Annotated in this window: 15 protein-coding genes; 7 read left to right on the top strand and 8 right to left on the bottom strand. The window is 56.3% G+C overall.

From position 1 onward, the window contains the following. The 4 genes from ERD80_RS15080 to ERD80_RS15065 form a co-directional block, all read left to right on the top strand. A partial coding sequence (locus ERD80_RS15080) for a LysR substrate-binding domain-containing protein (RefSeq protein WP_248295861.1) occupies positions 1 to 224 on the top strand: 224 nt, incomplete at its 5' end. Positions 225 to 481: 257 nt separating this feature from the next. Further along, the gene (locus tag ERD80_RS15075; RefSeq protein ID WP_136547455.1) at positions 482 to 2,605 is read left to right on the top strand and encodes an Ig-like domain-containing protein; all 2,124 of its coding nucleotides are present in this window, start codon (positions 482 to 484) and stop codon (positions 2,603 to 2,605) included. 47 nt (positions 2,606 to 2,652) lie between these two features. Then, positions 2,653 to 3,531: an OmpA family protein gene (locus tag ERD80_RS15070; protein ID WP_136547454.1), complete on the top strand. Its 879-nt coding sequence runs from the start codon at positions 2,653 to 2,655 to the stop codon at positions 3,529 to 3,531. 205 nt (positions 3,532 to 3,736) lie between these two features. After that, positions 3,737 to 6,865: an Ig-like domain-containing protein gene (locus tag ERD80_RS15065; RefSeq protein ID WP_136547452.1), complete on the top strand. Its 3,129-nt coding sequence runs from the start codon at positions 3,737 to 3,739 to the stop codon at positions 6,863 to 6,865. A gap of 71 nt (positions 6,866 to 6,936) precedes the next feature. Here ERD80_RS15065 and ERD80_RS15060 read toward each other — a convergent pair whose 3' ends face one another. Together ERD80_RS15060 and ERD80_RS15055 are read right to left on the bottom strand one after the other, a co-directional pair. Beyond that, complete coding sequence (locus tag ERD80_RS15060; protein ID WP_058759782.1) at positions 6,937 to 7,245, bottom strand: putative quinol monooxygenase; 309 nt, start codon at positions 7,243 to 7,245, stop codon at positions 6,937 to 6,939. Positions 7,246 to 7,281: 36 nt separating this feature from the next. After that, positions 7,282 to 7,863, bottom strand: a complete 582-nt coding sequence (locus ERD80_RS15055; protein ID WP_010618479.1) for an NAD(P)H-dependent oxidoreductase — start codon at positions 7,861 to 7,863, stop codon at positions 7,282 to 7,284. A 162-nt stretch (positions 7,864 to 8,025) separates the two neighbouring features. On the opposite strand from ERD80_RS15055, the gene ERD80_RS15050 reads away from it, so the two are divergent. Continuing rightward, positions 8,026 to 8,790, top strand: a complete 765-nt coding sequence (locus tag ERD80_RS15050) for a transporter substrate-binding domain-containing protein (RefSeq protein ID WP_136547450.1) — start codon at positions 8,026 to 8,028, stop codon at positions 8,788 to 8,790. 82 nt (positions 8,791 to 8,872) lie between these two features. Here ERD80_RS15050 and ERD80_RS15045 read toward each other — a convergent pair whose 3' ends face one another. The 6 genes from ERD80_RS15045 to ERD80_RS15020 all read right to left on the bottom strand — a co-directional run bounded on the left by ERD80_RS15045 (position 8,873) and on the right by ERD80_RS15020 (position 14,186). Beyond that, positions 8,873 to 9,736, bottom strand: coding sequence for a ketose-bisphosphate aldolase (locus ERD80_RS15045; protein ID WP_021509600.1), 864 nt, complete (start codon positions 9,734 to 9,736; stop codon positions 8,873 to 8,875). Positions 9,737 to 9,836: 100 nt separating this feature from the next. Continuing rightward, a complete protein-coding gene (locus ERD80_RS15040) occupies positions 9,837 to 10,688 on the bottom strand; it encodes a class II fructose-bisphosphate aldolase (RefSeq protein ID WP_136547448.1) in 852 nt (283 codons plus the stop codon). A gap of 9 nt (positions 10,689 to 10,697) precedes the next feature. Continuing rightward, a complete protein-coding gene (locus ERD80_RS15035) occupies positions 10,698 to 11,789 on the bottom strand; it encodes a PTS fructose transporter subunit IIC (protein WP_058776533.1) in 1,092 nt (363 codons plus the stop codon). A gap of 11 nt (positions 11,790 to 11,800) precedes the next feature. Beyond that, positions 11,801 to 12,115 (bottom strand): fructose PTS transporter subunit IIB, encoded by a 315-nt coding sequence (locus ERD80_RS15030; RefSeq protein WP_021313325.1) that lies wholly within the window; start codon positions 12,113 to 12,115, stop codon positions 11,801 to 11,803. A 23-nt stretch (positions 12,116 to 12,138) separates the two neighbouring features. Further along, positions 12,139 to 12,609, bottom strand: a complete 471-nt coding sequence (locus ERD80_RS15025) for a fructose PTS transporter subunit IIA (RefSeq protein WP_058771379.1) — start codon at positions 12,607 to 12,609, stop codon at positions 12,139 to 12,141. Positions 12,610 to 12,626: 17 nt separating this feature from the next. Further along, positions 12,627 to 14,186, bottom strand: coding sequence for a PRD domain-containing protein (locus tag ERD80_RS15020; RefSeq protein WP_058776535.1), 1,560 nt, complete (start codon positions 14,184 to 14,186; stop codon positions 12,627 to 12,629). Between the two features lie 408 nt (positions 14,187 to 14,594). Here ERD80_RS15020 and parC point away from each other — a divergent pair, with 408 nt between their 5' ends. Both parC and ERD80_RS15010 read left to right on the top strand, forming a co-directional pair. Then, positions 14,595 to 16,868 (top strand): DNA topoisomerase IV subunit A, encoded by a 2,274-nt coding sequence (gene parC, locus ERD80_RS15015; RefSeq protein WP_021509596.1) that lies wholly within the window; start codon positions 14,595 to 14,597, stop codon positions 16,866 to 16,868. 38 nt (positions 16,869 to 16,906) lie between these two features. After that, on the top strand, positions 16,907 to 17,644 hold the full coding sequence (locus ERD80_RS15010) for a 1-acylglycerol-3-phosphate O-acyltransferase (protein ID WP_058759788.1): 738 nt from the start codon (positions 16,907 to 16,909) through the stop codon (positions 17,642 to 17,644). Positions 17,645 to 17,750: the final 106 nt, after the last annotated feature.

Below are 17,750 nucleotides of genomic sequence, written 5' to 3'. Positions count from 1 at the left end.
TGCGCCAGCTGGCGCTGGCCGGCCAGGGCATTGTGCGGCTATCGGATTTTGTCAGCCGCGAGGATCGCGCCAGCGGCCGACTGGTACAGGTGCTGGAAAATGACACGCGCGAACTGCGCCTGCCGATTCACGCGGTGTACTATCGCAACCAGTCGCTCAGTTCCCGTATCACCTGTTTTCTGGATTTTTTACGGGAAAAAATTCAGGAAAATCATCTGTTATAGTCCGGTTCTGTCTGAATAACCTTTCCTGTTATGTTCTGCCCTCATCGATAAAAACGCTTTAATTCAATCGGTTAAAGGTTTAGCTATCTTTCGGCCCCCATTTAAGAATTTTTTCCTAACGGGACATTTCTTATGTCTCGGATTTATCTCTTTCCGGATTATGTCGCAACTTTGAGCCCACCCAAGGGCAGAGCCAGGGAGATTGCGGCGCTTGCCTGCAAACGCGCAGTCAAAATTAATCGACGGAAGGAAGAATCATGAACGTTTCACCCGTAAGTGTGGCGGTTATCGATAAGAAAACCATAACCAAAGCGGAAGTGCTGCGCGCCGGTAAAGATGGCAAAGCAGTGAAGATTCAGGCAATTACCAACGGTAAATATCTGCTGACGCAGAATCAGGACGGCACCGCGCCTGAAAACATCACCGTTAAACGCGTGGGGAAAAACCTGCTGGTGATGCTGGAAGGCTCAGACGCCAGCAAACCGGATCTGATTATCGAAGATTTCTTCGCTAAATCCGGCACCTTAGTGGGTAAAGCGGAAGACGGCGAAATGCACGCTTACGTCGCGACGGACGGCAATGCCGACCACGAAGCGGCCGCGCTGGCCGACGGCGAAACTACCGCGCTGGCGCTGGGTGAAGGCAGCGTTGATGATAATTCCGGTTACGCACTGGCCAGCGGCTTTGAATGGTCGCCGGCGCTGATTGCGCTCGGCGGTCTGGCGGCTATTGCAGCAGCAGCGGGCCTCGGCTATGTCGCGGCGAAACACCATTACGACAGTAACGACGGCAGCAACAGCGGCAAAGGTGAAGGCGGCGGCGGCAGCGGCGGCGGCGATATCAGCAAGCCCACCATCAGCAATGTGATTGATGATATCGGCGACGTGACCGGTTCGGTAGCTAACGGCGGCCGCACCGACGACACCATGCCCACCTTCAACGGCACCGGTACGCCGGGCAATACCATTGAAATATGGGATGGTGAGACGCTGCTGGGTGAAGTGCTGGTGGATGACGAGGGTAACTGGACCTTTACGCCGGAAAAACCGCTGGCTGCAGGCAATCACAGCATCGTTACCGCCGAGCGTAACGCCGATGGCGTGGTAGGTGAAGAGAGCGATCCGTGGGAATTCATCATCGATCTGACGGCGCCAGCCAAAGGCACCATCGGCAGCGTGATGGACGATATGCAGGATCCGCCGATGCTGATCGAAAAAGGCGGCGTGACGAAAGACAATACGCCAACGCTGACCGGTAAAGCTGAAGCGGGCTCGACGGTAGAAATCTGGAACGATGGCGTGAAGCTGGGCACCGCAAAGGTGGACGCAGAAGGCAACTGGACCTTTACGGCTCCGGCGCTGCAGGATGGGCGACACGAGCTGAGCATCGTGGTTGTCGATCAGGTGGGTAACAAATCACTGCCATCCGATCCGTTCATCGTTGATGTGGATACCGTGGCGCCGGAAAATCCGGGCATTGGCGTCATCAAAGACAGCGAAGGTAATCCGCTGGAAGACGGTTCCACCACAAAAGATCTGCGTCCGACGCTGGAAGGCAGCGGCAACAACGGCGATATCGTGGTGATTATCGACAACGGTAAGCCAATTGGCTCGGTGATTGTGGAAGATGGCAAGTGGACGTTCACGCCAGAGAATAACCTGCAACCGGGCGAGCACGAACTGGAAATCGTGGTGCGCGATCCGGCGGGTAACGAATCGCCGGCCTCTGAAAAGGTCACGATTGGGTTTGAAGGCGACACGCAAGTGCCGGTCGATCCTGAGCCTGTTGACGGCCTGCCCGATCCGGACGTTCCGGTTTCTGGCATGATTGAGCATATCTTTAAAGACAATAACGACGCCGGCGTGCGTACGCCAATCGAAAACGGCGGCGCGATGAACGATCCGAGCATCATTGTCGCCGGTAAAGGCGTGCCGGGTGAACTGGTAACCATCTATATTGTCGGTCTCGAGAACAGCTACAGCTTCACTACCACGATTGGGGCTGACGGCAAATGGGAGCTGACGACGACGGATCTGGCGGATGATGTTTATCAGCTGCGCGGCGTGTTCTCCAGCGATGGCGAAGTGACCGGCAAAACGGACATTTATGAAGTGGAAGTCGACACCATTCCACCGCCGCCGCCGGAGATTAATGCGCTTGAGCTGGCCGGTCTTGATATTTCCGCTCTGCTTTCCCTGGACAATCATGAACTGTTCAATGAGGCCGACGATCAGCCGCAGCCGATTAATGCGGAATTACTGCAGCTTAATAACGATGCGTTTAATGACTGGAATAATCAGGAAAGCCAGAGTGGTGTGATAGCTGAAAATAATTCCCAATCAGATGCGCTGTTCTTACAGAACGAAATCGAACAATTCTAATTTATCTGGAGCATACAGGTGCAATTTATTGCACCTGTGAAACTTAAATGAAAATTGCAAAAAAATTACTTTTAGCTTCACTGGTGTGTGCGCCAGTATTCACGACTTTTTCAACCCAGGCGCAAAATTCATTTGGTGCCGCATGGCGCAGTTTATCGCCGGTATCGGCAGAGCAGGCGCGGGTGGTTTATTATCGTCCGGATTCATTAACCGGGGAAAAACCGGCGAATATTTATGTTGACGGTGAATTTCAGACGTCGTTACTGGCCGGTGGCTATACGGTGTTTTGTGTTGCGCCGGGAACGCATTCGCTGGGCAGTTATGTCAACGATGCGCCAGATTATCAGGGTAAACGCGCGCAATCGTGGACTGATAAACTGGCTGCCGGTAAAACCTACTATATTCGTGCTAACCTCGATGATAGCGGTCGTCCGCTGGTGGTCAGCCAGCAGCAGGCGCAGCAGGAGTTACTGAGCACCAAACGGCAGGCTCATCTGCTGTCGCGCGCATCGTCGGTACAGCGCTGTCAGGAAGGAACGACTGAATCTTATGATAACTATGCGTTTTCATCCGACCTGCTGTTCCGTTTTGGCAGTGCCAACAGCAACGACATTTCTGCACAGGGGCGCGAAGCACTCAGCAGCTTTGCCGGCATGCTGAAAAAGGAAAATGCCGCTCAACGCCACATCATCGTCACCGGCTTTACCGATCCGATTGGCAGCGACAGCAGCAATATGGCGCTGGGCCAGCGTCGCGCTGAGGCGGTGAAAGCACTGCTGATTGCTCAGGGAATGAATGCGGCCAATATCACCGCGCAGAGCATGGGTGAGTCTCAGGTTGATACTAACTGTTCAGGCAGCCTGCAGGAGCAGAAAGCATGCTATGCCAGCGAGCGCCGGGTTATTATCAGCGTTGAAAACAAGTAATCTGATTTAATTATTTTAGCAGCGCATTCTCACATCTCATATTGATGAGGTGTGAGGCGCTGTGCCTCGATAAAGTTATTAAGGGTTCATATAACTTAATCGATTAAGACGTTTCTCGTATTGTCTTCAGGCATAAAGAGCGAAATTAAACCTGTATTCGGCTGGAAATCCCGAAACATTATTTAACGTAAAAGGAATACACATCATGGCTAATATTACAGCAGCAGATAACGCGACCGTTATCTCGACCAAAGATCAGTTTTATAAATGGATTGATAAGAGCGTAGCAGGTGCCAACGGCGGCAAGCTGGAGATTACAATCGATGGTGAAGTGCACATGGTTGATATCAGCGAGGACGGTAAATGGTCATTCGACCCGAAAACCAGCTGGTTAGACGGCACCCATGTCATTCAGCTGGTATCGATTGATAAAGCGACTAACCCGAGCCCACCGCGTATCTTCATTCTTGATATGGATACGACGCCTCCGGCAAAACCGGAAATCTGGCGCGTGATTGATGACGCTGCGGCGGAAGATCACTACCTGACGCCGGGTGAAGCCACCAGCGATAAAACGCCGGCGCTGGCTGGTGTGGCAGAGCCTGGCACCATTGTTACCCTGTACGATAACGGTAAAGAGATCGGCTCAGTGGTAGCAGACAAAATGGGCGCATGGAGCATCACGCCGGAGCTGGCAGACGGCGAGCACCAACTGACCGTGATGGCGAAGGATACGGTTGGTCATGAAAGCCCGATCTCTGATGCTTTCAACCTGACGATTGCTGACGGTGTGGTCACTCAGGCGGTTAACGAAGCGGTATCTGTAACGCCAGCAGAATCAACCACTATGGACGCGGTTCCGTTTCCGGGTAAACCCATTAAAACCATCAATAAAAACATTATTTCGTTGAGTGCTGATAATGCTGAACCCAATGCATTAGTACAGATCGTTATTGATGAAACCGTTTACACCACCCGTGCTGATGGCAGCGGCAAATGGCAGTTTGACTCGCCGGAAATGAAAGAGGGTTTGCACGTTGCCGGCATTCGTTATCTGGACCGTGCGGGTAACTGGGGACCATCAACTCAGCTTATCCGCAATATCGACACCTCTGCACCAGAAGCGCCGCAGATTATGCGCGTGATTGATAATGAAGGCAGCGCGGATACCTATCTGACGCCGGGCAACTACACCAATGACAAAACCCCAACTCTGTACGGTGTTGCTCAGCCGGACAGTCTGGTAAAAATCTACGATATTCGCTCCAACGTGATTGGCAGCGTAAAAGCCGGTTCCGATGGCCGCTGGAGCTTCACGCCGGAACTGACCACCGACGGCACCCACGTGTTTAGCGCCAGCTACACTGACCGCTTCGGCGCCGAGAGCCCGCGTTCTGACAACTTCGCGCTGACGCTGGATACCTCTGTGCCGGGCACGCCATCACTGAGTGAGGTGTTGGATGACGAAGGACGCGTTACCGGTCCGCTGAAGTCAGGTGACATCACCGATGACAAAACCCCAACCCTGTCGGGTAAAGCAGATGCTGGCGTGATTGTGCGCGTATGGGACGGCGACAAACTGATCGGTTCTACCAAGGCGGACAATCGCGGTGAGTGGAAACTGGACGTTGAGCTGGGTGAAGGTGAGCACTCGCTGGTTGTGGATTCCATCAGCAAAGGCGGCACCGTTTCTGAGAAAACCGATCCGTTCAAACTGGTTATCGACAGCAACATCCTGCCGGCACCGGTGGTGGATGAGATGGTCGCCAACAACGGTGATGAAGAGCGTGTTCTGCAGCCAGGCGATTCCACTAACGACACCACGCCAGTGCTGCGCGGTGAAGGCAACGACGGCGACATCATCTATGTAATTGTTGACGGCGAAAAAGAGCCGGTGGCTTCAACTGTCGTTAAAGATGGTAAATGGGAAATTGAATTGCCAGAGCTGGCGGAAGGTTCACACGATATTGAACTGATCGCTAAAGATCCATCCACCGGCAAAGAGTCACCGACCTCAGATCCAATTAACGTGATTATCGATATTACGCCTCCGGATCAGCCGCAACCACCAACGATTGTCGATAACGAAGGTGACAACACCGGTCCGGTTGAACCAGGTAAGCCAATTGATGACAACCGTCCAGGTTTCGGCGGCGAAGGCGGTACCCCTGGCGACAAAGTGGAAGTCATCATTGATGACGGTAAAGGTAATCCGGTGGTGATTGGTACCGGTATCGTGGGCGAAGACGGCAAGTGGGAAGTGAAACCTGAGAACCCAATCGATGACGGTAACTATCAGGTTATCATCGAGATCACCGATCCGGCCGGTAACGAATCGCAGCCATCCGATCCTATCGATCTGATCATCGACACCAAAAAACCAGGCTCAATGGAAGGTTCGTACATACTGGAGGATAACGTCGGTCCTATCCAGGGTGAGATCGAAAATGGCACGGTCACCGATGACAAACAGCCAACGCTGAAGGGCACGTCACCGGATCTGTCGCAGGTCATCATCTACATCGACGATCGGGAACCTGTCGTGGTTGGCGTCGTAAACGGCGAGTGGAGCTATGAGCTGCCAGCGCTGGGTGAGGGTAACCACAAAGTTGAAGTACAGCCGGTGAGCAAATCCGGTGTGAAAGGTGATAAAGAGGCCGCCATTAACTTCGAAGTTGATACCACCATTCCTGAGCCGGTTGAAGGTGGCGCAGGTGCTAACTTTGAAGGCGTGTTTGCAGATAAAACCGGCACTGAAATCCCGGTGCGCCCGGACACCAACGATGACACCCTGATCTTCAGAGGTAAGGGCTCAGAAGACGGTACTATCGTGATGATTTGGGGCGACGAAGCGCGTACCCAGCTGATCGGTTCTACCGTGGTAGAAAACGGCGTGTGGCGCTATGAGTCAGACAAACTGGCAGAAGGAGATTATGCCTTTAACGTCACGGTTCGCGATGCAGCCGGAAACGAACTGGTCATCGACCATACCGTTAAGACCAACGTCGACGTCACCCCGCCGCCGCCGCCAGAAATCAACTCGATCTTCGCTGCGGGTGCTACGGATGTAGAAGGGCTGATGAGCATGTCGCTGAACGACATCATGACGCAGGGTCAGGATTCACTGTTTATCGACAACGGCAAGTCACAGCTGGTAGTGAACGCTAAACAGGGCGAGGCGCTGACGCTGGAAGACATCCTGCCAGCCGGTGAAGATGCCAGCTCCTGGCAGCAGGCGACAGGTACCGTCACCGTCGGCGGCACCGAGTACAACGTCTACAGCAACGGTGATGCGGAACTGCTGGTGCAGAACCTGCACAACGAACAGCACTGATCATTGATTAGCTGCTAAATAAAAGCCCCGGTCGCAAAACCGGGGCTTTTTTTATGCCTGCAGCGGAAAAATCAGGCGGTCGGTTCCAGCACCAGAATTTTCACGTCCACCACGTCATCTTTGATGGTGGCGCGGTGTGCATCCATGTGCGGCATCTGCTGATGCTGCTCCAGATGGCGCAGCGATTCCCACTGCTCAAGCATAAAGATCGAGTCTGGCGAGTTCTGCTTCCACGGCACCTGTGCCTGGTGATCGACCAGTGCATCGTACTGATGGCAACCCTCTTCTTCCAGCACGACAGGGATCAGTTTATTAATCGCCTCCAGCACCTCCTGACGGCGGCCCGGCTTAACGCAAATTTCTGCAACCACAGTTAACATAACGCTTCCTTCTGTTTTTTCCCGGTGTGCTTACAGTTAAGCAAAGATCTGGCTGAGATGAGTCCGATAACGTGCGATATCACGCGGCACGTCCGGCTGTTTAATCACGTCGTTACAGATAAAGGTCGGCAGACTTTCCATACCGAGGAACTGATTGGCTTTATGGAAGTGCAGGTACAGGCCGTCCACGCCGACGCCTTCGAAGAACTGGTCGGGATCGGTAAAGGCTTCCAGCGGCGCGTTCCAGGTCAGCGACAGCATATATTTTTTGCCCTGAATCAGGCCGCCGGAACCGTATTTTTTGCTGGCATCGCTGCGCGAACGGCCATCGCTGGCGTACAGCGCGCCGTGGCCCAGAGTAAACACCTCATCGATGTACTTTTTCACCGTCCACGGCTCGCCCATCCACCAGCCCGGCATCTGATAAATCACCACGTCGCTGTCGAGGTATTTCTGCACTTCGTCTGCCACGTTGTAGTCGCTATCAGCAACGGTCACCTGAACCTCATGGCCCAGATCGCGCAGCTGGCTGGCCGCCACTTCGGTCAGGGTATGGTTCAGCTCGCCTTTGGAATGGGCAAAGGTCTTGCCGCCGTCGATAATCAAAATCTTGCTCATGGATAATTCGCTCCGTTTCTCATAGATGCCGCCCACTCTACGCGCGCGCGCGGGGCAAAAAAATGCGTGATTGATCACAAGACTTTTGCTCTCAAAGCAATAATGCCGTCACTTATGCAACAATCCGCACGCAAACCAACATCCACTTAAAAAGAACACACCATGAAAACTGTGATACTGAGTGCCTTACTTCTGGTGGCCGGCGCGGCTCAGGCGCAATCCCACCTTGATAACGTTCGCCAGAGCAAAAACCTGAAGGTCTGCACCACCGGCGATTACAAGCCATATACCTTTTTGCGCAGCGACGGCCAGTATGAAGGGCTGGATATCAGCATGGCGCAGTCGCTGGCCGCCAGCCTCGGCGCAAAAGTAGAGTGGGTGCCGACCACGTGGAAAACCCTGAGCGAGGATTTCTTAGCGAAACAGTGTGATATCGCGCTGGGCGGTGTCTCCGTGACGCTTAAACGTCAGCAGATCGCCTGGTTCGCCCAGCCGCTGGGCGTCGATGGCAAGATTCCGCTGGTGCGCTGCGCGGATAAAGCGAAGTACCAGACGGTTGAGCAGATCAACCAGCCGCAGGTGCGGGTAATCGAGCCGGCTGGTGGCACCAACGAAGCGTTTGTGCACAGCCATCTGCCGCAGGCCAGCCTGCAGCTGGCGGAAAACACCGGGATTTTCCAGCAGCTGGTGGATAACAAAGCCGACGTGATGATCACCGATGCTTCCGAAGCGCTGTTCCAGCAGCAGCACTATCCGTCGCTGTGTGCCATCAATCCGCAGCAGCCGATGCAGTATGGCGAGAAGGCTTACATGATCCCGCGTGATGATATGAGCTGGAAGCTGTATGTCGATCAGTGGCTGCACCTCAGCACTGCCACCGGCGAATATGCGCAGATCGCCAGACAGTGGCTGGGGGTGGTGAAGTAATCGTTAGCGATAAATCGCGCCGCTACGGCATGTGCAACTGACATCCTGCACTTGCGTAGCGGCCCTATTTATTGTTTTGAAATCAACGATACAACCCGGCTTTACCCAGCCCGCCAAACAGATTCATCTTGTAGCGAATCACCGCTTTCGCGGCGGCGATGGCGTCCGGATAAATCACATTCGGATCCCACCAGCTCTCCCGCGCGAGGATCTCGCGCAGTCGGGCGAAATAGGCAAACTTCATGTCGCTGGAGATATTGATCTTGCCCACGCCTAGCGTCACCGCCTCGGCGATCTCCGCGTCCGGATTGGCCGAACCGCCGTGCAGCACCAGCGGAATGTCTACGCGCTGGGAGATATCCTTCAGAATGTGCATCTGCAGCTCGGGTTTCATATCTTTGGGATAGATACCGTGCGCGGTGCCAATCGCCACCGCCAGCGTATCGACGCCGGTGCGCTGCACAAAATCTTCCGCCTGCGCCGGTTCGGTGTAGATCACCTTGCTCACGCCGCCTTCCACCGTGGTGCCGGTATCGCCGATGGTGCCGAGCTCGCCTTCCACCGACACGCCCACCGCGTGCGCCAGCTTCACCACCTCTTTGGTCAGCGCCACGTTCTCTTCGTACGGCAGCAGCGAGCCGTCAATCATCACCGAGGTAAAGCCGCACTGAATAGCGCGCAGCACCTGCGCAATTGAAGCGCCGTGATCGAGGTGAATGGTAAACGGCACGCGGCTTTTCAGAGTGCGTTCGCGCACGTAGCCAAAAAATTCATCAGTGACAAATTCCAGTTCGCTCGGATGGATAGAAATAATGGCGGGCGTGTTAGTGGCTTCGGCTTCTTCCACCACGGCCCGGATAAAGCAGCTGTCAGCGACGTTAAATGCGCCGATGGCGAAGCGATGTTCACGGGTCGGGGCCAGCATCTCTTTCATTGAAATCAACATGTTTATGTTTCCTTAGCGTGAGTTTTACCAGAGCCGGCGCACGCGCCGACCCGATGAGGGATAAAAAGAAACAGTTGGAAATTGCGCCGCGATCGGGGTGTCAGTAGCGGTTTGCCGACCCTGACCAGCTCAGATATTCAATAGCCACTTCGCGACAGGCGGACTCCATCAGCGCCAGCACATCGGCCAGCTCAGCCTGCGGGTGCTGGCGCAGCGCCTGCTGCACCGCGTGCTTACCAGCGTCGAACACCGCAGCGCCGACGTTGATCTTGGCGACGCCACAGGCGCTGACGCGGCGTATATCCTCCGCCGGGGTGCCCGAGCCGCCGTGCAGCGCCAGCGGCCGCGTCGTCACCGCGTGCAGCTGCTGCAGCCGTTCGAAGTCGATCTTCGGCTTTACGCCTGGCGGATAAAGCCCGTGTGCGGTACCGACCGAAATCGCCAGCAGGTCGATGCCGGTCTGCTCAATAAACGGCAGTACGTCTTCCACCCGCGTCATCTTCACGGCGGCATCGGCCAGTTCATATGTGGGCGCATCGGCGATATGCCCCAGCTCGCCTTCAACGCACACGCCAGCGGTATGCGCCATCTTCACTACCGCTGCGGTCTGACGAATATTGTCCGCCAGCGGCTCGGCCGATGCGTCAATCATCAGCCCGGTAAAGCCGGCGCGAAACGCCTGACCAATCAGCGGAAAAGCTTTGCCGTGGTCGAGCGCCAGCGCCACCGGCACCGCGGCCTGAGCCGCCAGCGCCTGTACCAGCGGCGCCGCCACCGCTGGCGGAAAATGCGCGCTGTGTCCCTGATACACGTTGAGAATCAGCGGCGCGCGCTGCTGTTCCGCCGCCTGAATCGCCGCGCGGGCGGTTTCGAGGTTGAAGCAGTTGATCGCCAGCACCGCGTACTTGTGCTGGAAGGCGGCCTGAATCAGGTCATTCATCATGGCAAACATGCGGGCTCCTTATTCCAGAGTGAATTTGATCTCTTCATCGCGGACGCCGGGCGCTTCCACGTCATCGAACTCTTCATCCTGCTGCGTGACCGGTTTTTTCATCACCGACAGCATCACGCCGCACACCACGGTGCCGATGCCGAGCGCCAGGCAGAACAGCCACGGTTTGGTGAACAGCGGCACCACAAACATGCCACCGTGCGGCACCGGCGCTTCCACGCCCCACACCATAATCAGTCCGCCGGCCAGCGCTGAGGCCACCACGCAGCTGGCTACCACGCGCAGCAGGTCGCGTGCCGCAATCGGAATCACGCCTTCGGTAATCATGCAGATGCCCATCGGGAAGGCGGCTTTCAGCGCCTCTTTCTCTGCTTTGGTGTATTTGTGGCGCGTCAGCAGATAAGAGAGGGTGATGCCGAACGGCGGAATGATGGAGCCGACAAACTTCACCGCTTCCGGACCGTAAATGCCATCGACCAGCATGCCGTCGGCGAACAGCGACATGGTCTTATTGATCGGCCCGCCAAAGTCGAAGGTGGCCATCGCGCCGAGGATGGCGCCCATCACGAACTTTGAGCCGCCCTGCATGGACTCCAGCAGATCAATCAGCGTTTTTTGCAGCCAGACGATGGGCTGGCCGATAAAGGTCATCATCAGCAGCCCGGCGATGATGGTGCTGAGCAGCGGCAGCACCATGATCGGCATCAGCCCCTGCATCGACTGCGGCAGCCTGATCACCCGGCGCAGCAGCAGCACGGTATAGCCGACGAGGAAACCGCCCAGAATGCCGCCGATAAAGCCGGTGCCGATCTGGCCGCAGATAAAGCCGACGATCAGGCCAGGCGCAAAGCCGGGACGATCGGCAATGGAGTAGGCGATGGCGGCGCTGATCAGCGGCACAATCAGCCCCATGCCCCAGCCACCGATCTGGTTCAGCATCCACGCAATGCTGCCGGTCTGCTTGCCGACGTCCGGTCCGCCAATCACCTGGCCGAGCGCAATGCAGATGCCGGCGGCGACGATCAGCGGGATCATCCATGAGATGCCGGTGAGCAGATGGCCTTTGATCTCCTGGCCGTACTGACGTTTGTGATCGCTCATGATCGATCTCCTCAGGCGCGCGCCAGTGAATCCGCCACTTTTTCGAGGAATTTCACCGGTGACTTGATCACCACTTCGGTTTTCACTCGCACGATGGGTTTGCCCTGAAAGCGCTCTTCGCCGTTGATCTTGACGTCAACCGCAAGGATCACCACGTCAGCGGCGTCGATCTGCTCACGCGTCAGCGGCGTTTCAGTGCCGATGGTGCCCTGGGTTTCAACGTGGATGGTGTGGCCCAGCGCGTGAGCCCCCTTAATCAGTTTTTCGCGCGCAATGTAGGTATGCGCGATGCCTGCGGTGCAGGCCGCTACACAGACGATATTCATGTGGCACCTCAAGGTGTTGGGTGTTAACAGAGGTCGGTTTCGGCGTACTGACTAAACAGCCGGATGATATTGCCGGGGTCATTCTCCGCCAGCAGTCGGGCTATCACCTCATCATCGGCCAGCGCGCTGGCCACCTGCGACAACAGGCGAATATGGGTAGTGTTCTGATCTTCCAGCCGCACGGCGAACAGGATGATGCAGCGCACCTGGCTGCCATCCAGCGTTTCCCACGGAATGTCCTGCTGGGTGCGGCCGATGGCGAGCGTGGTTTGTCTGACCGCCGACGATTTGCCGTGCGGAATCGCGATATGGTTCTCGAAGCCGGTCGAGCCTTCCGCTTCACGCAGCCAGACATCGGCAATAAACGCGGCGCGATCGCTGATGGCGCCGTCGCTCACCAGCAGATCGGTGAGTTCGTTGATCGCCTCTTCTTTACTGGTGGCGCTGAGCGCCAGGTTAACGCGGCGCGGCGTCAGAATGCGGGAAATGTCCATGGTTGCTCCTCATTCAATCAGTGTGCGGCCAACGCGCAGGGCGTGCCGTTGGGCAGCTGGCTGCCAATCATGGCGTCAGTGACCCGCCGGATATCGTCATCATTAAAAAAGGCGCTGACATACACGGCCGGAATGGCACCGGCATCGAGGTGGATGGTGGTGATCACCAAATCCACCGCGTGGTGCTGACAAAACGCCGCCTGATTGCTGGCTGACACCACGCCGGCAATTTCCCAGTCCGGAAAGGCGCGTAAAATGCGGCTCTTGAGCAGGTGTGAGGTGCCCACGCCGCTGGAGCACACCACCAGGATGCGTTTGTGGGCGATCTGCCGCTCCAGTGCCGCCTGGAAATGGACGCACAGATAACCAATTTCATCCTCAGCCACCGGCGACAGGGCGAAGGTGCGCGCGGTCAGCTGCATTGCCTGCTGGGTCAGAGAAAATATCTCTTTCATTTCCTGTTTAATATCATCCAGCAGCGGATTGCGAATATGAATGTGATATTTAAGCCGGTTTAATAATGGCTTTATATGCACCAGTAAACCGTCAAATAATAAACGGTCCTGAGATAAGTCCTGCTGAATAAACGCCGAGAAACGATCAATTAATTCGCAGGTTATTTTAACCGACTCGGCAGTGGAAAATTGATTATGCAGCGTCACCTGATCGCCACGCTCTTCCACCACAATGCCGGAGGAGACGATATATTGATAAATAAAACCGACTTCATCGGCCGGCAATGCACAGCCGATGCGCTGCTCAATGCGCGCCACCATCTGCCGGGCAATGGTGAGAATCGACTGATCCAGATCGTGCGCGGTGGTGAGAATGTCCAGCGCCAGCGCGTTGCCCTGCGCCATGCGGTGCATCATGATCAGGATGTGCGTGCACAGATTGAGATACCAGGCATCGCCCAACGGATAACTCAGCTGCTGCTCCATCTGTTGCAGCAGCGTCTGCACAAAGGCCACATCCTCTTCGCCAAAATAGTGCACCAGCGCCTGCTGGCTGCCGGGATCGAGCCGCGGCAGCAGCGGCGTACCGGCGACCTGTTGCTGCATCACATCGTTGATCAGCGACACCATCGCCTGACGCAGCGCCTGCTCATGGCCCTCTATGTGCGTGCCGCCCGGGCCGCGTTGCAGCGTTAATCCCAGCGGCTGCAGCCACTCTTCAATCACTTTCAGGTCGTTCACAATCGAGGCGTGGCTGATAAAGTAGCGCTCGGACAGCTTGCTGATTGACGTGGCGCGCGGTGCATCGCTCAGGAGCTGGGAGGCGATTTTTATCCGCCGGCTGTTATGACTGAGCGCGTCGCCGGCCTCGTCGCCGTTCAGCTGCTGCTCCAGCTGCAAACGCTGCTGCATATCCTCAACCCGCAGCCGCACACCGCGGCCAGGGGTTTTCTCCAGCGTCAGCGCCCAGTTGCTGAGCCAGCTCTCCAGCCACTGCAGGTCGCGCTGAATGGTCTTTCCGGAGACACCGAGCTGTAACGCCAGCTGACCAATCGGCTGCGGCGCCGCCTGTTGCAACAGCAATTTCACTAACCGGTGTTGTCGCGAAGTCAGTATTTGCATTCGGTCACCCTTTATTTTGGTAAAACCTAATGGGATTTTTCCTTGTGGCATTTATTTCATTGCCAGCAAGCCGTCGCGAAAAAGGTGTGTCGTATGGAGTATGAATTTAGGAAAGGATGGCGGCAGCAACAATACTAAATGTTGTCCCGTCAGGCGGACAGCATTAATACACCGCGTTGACGGGAAATTAAATGCGAGTTTGCTCACACAATAAAGTGCTAAATAAGTGTGATGATGCTCCCAATCCTTTTTATTTTTTCAACCGGCGTCACGTTATTTAAAGCCGGGAGATTCTTTCTGTCCTCAACGGCTTCCTTGTGACTAAATCCCGCGAATAAGGTACTATCCTCGCCAAATGACCGCCGGATGACCCGCCGTTGCGGGCCACGAAGTGAGGATGCCAGCTTAATGAGTGAAATGACACAGGATGGCGCAGAGCGTCTTGCCCTGCACAAGTTTACTGAAAACGCGTACCTGAACTACTCCATGTACGTGATCATGGACCGTGCGCTGCCGTACATCGGTGACGGTCTCAAGCCGGTGCAGCGCCGCATTGTTTATGCCATGTCCGAGCTGGGGCTTAACGCCAGCGCAAAATTCAAGAAATCGGCGCGTACCGTGGGTGACGTGCTGGGTAAATACCATCCGCACGGCGACAGCGCCTGCTATGAAGCCATGGTGCTGATGGCGCAGCCGTTCTCCTACCGTTATCCGCTGGTGGATGGTCAGGGCAACTGGGGCGCGCCGGACGATCCGAAATCCTTTGCCGCGATGCGTTACACCGAATCGCGCCTGTCGAAATATGCCGAAGTGCTGCTCAGCGAGCTGGGGCAGGGCACGGTGGATTACATCCCGAACTTCGACGGCACGCTGCAGGAGCCGAAAATGCTGCCGGCGCGCCTGCCGAACATCCTGCTCAACGGCACCACCGGCATCGCCGTGGGTATGGCGACCGACATTCCGCCACACAACCTGCGCGAAGTGGCCGAAGCCGCGGTGCGCCTGATCGACAAGCCCAACACCACGCTGGATGAGCTGCTGGAGATCGTGCAGGGGCCGGACTTCCCGACCGAAGCCGAGATCATCACGCCGCGCGACGAGATCCGCAAGATCTACCAGAACGGCCGTGGTTCAATCCGCCAGCGTGCGGTGTGGAAAAAAGAGGACGGCGAAGTGGTGATCACCGCGCTGCCGCACCAGGTGTCGGGCGCGCGCGTGCTGGAGCAGATCGCCAGCCAGATGCGTAATAAAAAGCTGCCGATGGTGGAGGATCTGCGCGATGAATCGGATCACGAAAACCCGACGCGGCTGGTGATTGTGCCGCGCTCCAACCGGGTGGATCTCGATCAGGTAATGAACCATCTGTTTGCCACCACCGATCTGGAGAAGAGCTACCGCGTTAACCTCAACATGATCGGGCTGGATAACCGTCCGGCGGTGAAAAACCTGCTGGAGATCCTCTCGGAATGGCTGGTGTACCGCCGCGATACCGTGACACGCCGTCTCAATCATCGTCTGGAACGCGTGCTGCGTCGTCTGCATATCCTCGAAGGTTTGCTGGTAGCGTTCCTCAACATTGATGAGGTGATTCACATCATCCGCAGCGAGGATGAGCCGAAGCCGGTGCTGATGTCGCGCTTTGACATCAGCGAAACCCAGGCCGAAGCGATTCTGGAACTGAAACTGCGCCATCTCGCCAAACTGGAAGAGATGAAGATTCGCGGTGAACAGGCCGAGCTGGAAAAAGAGCGCGATCAGCTGCAGGCGATCCTCGCCTCTGATCGCAAAATGAGTAACCTGCTGAAGAAAGAACTGCTGGCCGACAGCCAGACCTACGGCGACGATCGCCGCTCGCCGCTGCATGAACGTGAAGAAGCGAAAGCGCTGAGCGAGAACGAGCTGGTGAGCGCTGAGCCGGTCACCATTGTGCTGTCGCAGATGGGCTGGGTGCGCAGCGCCAAAGGTCACGATATCGATCCGGCAGGATTAAGCTACAAAGCGGGCGACAGCTACCGTGCCGCCGCGCGCGGCAAGAGCAACCAGCCGGTGGCGTTTATTGACTCCACCGGCCGCAGCTATACGCTGGATCCGACCTCGCTGCCGTCGGCGCGCGGGCAGGGCGAGCCGCTCACCGGCAAGCTGACGCCACCGCCGGGCGCGGTGATTGAGCAGGTGCTGATGGAAGCGGACGATCAGAAGCTGCTGATGGCCTCCGATGCCGGCTACGGCTTCATCTGTACCTTTGCCGATCTGGTGTCGCGCAACCGCGCCGGTAAAGCGCTGCTGACGCTGCCGGAAAACGCCAAAGTGATGACGCCGCTGGCGGTGCACTCTGGCGACGACATGCTGCTGGCCATCACCCAGGCGGGGCGGATGCTAATGTTCCCGGTGGCCGATCTGCCGCAGATGTCGAAAGGCAAGGGCAACAAGATTATCTCGATTCCGTCCGCGGACGCCGCCGCGGGCGTGGACAAGCTGCAGTGGCTGCTGATTCTGCCGCCGGGCAGTTCCATCACTATCTATGTCGGCAAGCGTAAGCTGATCATGCGTGATGAAGATCTGCAGAAAGTGCGTGCTGAGCGCGGCCGTCGCGGTAGCGTATCGCGCGGACTGCAGCGGATCGATAGCGTGGAAGTGAATGCGCCAGCGCGGCCAAAAAGTGACGCGAATAGCGAAGAGTAAGACTGAAAAGGCGAAGGACTGCCACATTTGAGGAAGCTATGTTACTAATTTTACGCACGTTAATCGTTGTGATTTATTCGATTCTGGTTTGTGTGTTTGGCAGCATCTGGTGTCTGTTTTCACCGCGTAATCCGCGCCACGTGGCGACCTTTGGTCACATGTTTGGTCGTCTGTCGACGGTGTTTGGCGTCAAAGTCGAACTGCGTAAACCGGCGGATGCCGAAAGCTACGGTAACGCGATTTACATCGCTAACCATCAGAACAACTACGACATGATCACCGCTGCCAATATCGTGCAGCCGACCACGGTCACGGTGGGTAAGAAAAGCCTGCTGTGGATCCCGTTCTTCGGCCAGCTCTACTGGCTGACCGGTAACCTGCTGATTGACCGCGATAACCGCGCCAAAGCGCACGGCACCATCGGCGAGCTGGTGGCGCAGTTTAAAAAGAAGAAAATTTCCTTCTGGATGTTCCCGGAAGGGACGCGCAGCCGCGGACGCGGTCTGCTGCCGTTCAAGACCGGCGCGTTCCATGCGGCGGTGGCGGCGGGCGTGCCGATCATCCCGGTGGTGGTCTCTAACACCCACGGCAAAATCAAACTGAATCGCTGGAACAATGGCTTAGTGATTGTGGAAATGCTGCCGCCAGTGGATACCACGCAGTTTGAAACCACGTCGGTACGCAAACTGGCGACCCACTGCCGTGAATTAATGTCTGCTAAGCTGGAAGAGTTGAACGCTGAAGTCGCCGAACGCGAAAAAAACGGTAAAATCTAGCCGGCAAAAAAATGGCTCACCCGCAGCGCGCTATGGCTCGATCTGTCGGGTGCGCTTTGATGCGTGACGGGCCCCGCTGTTTGTAGGGTGCGCATTCATGCGCACC

Origin of the sequence: Pantoea sp. R102 (genome assembly GCF_004916815.1) — a bacterium.
Classification (GTDB): Bacteria; Pseudomonadota; Gammaproteobacteria; order Enterobacterales; family Enterobacteriaceae; genus Pantoea; species Pantoea dispersa.
This window is presented reverse-complemented; position numbering and strand designations above follow the sequence as displayed.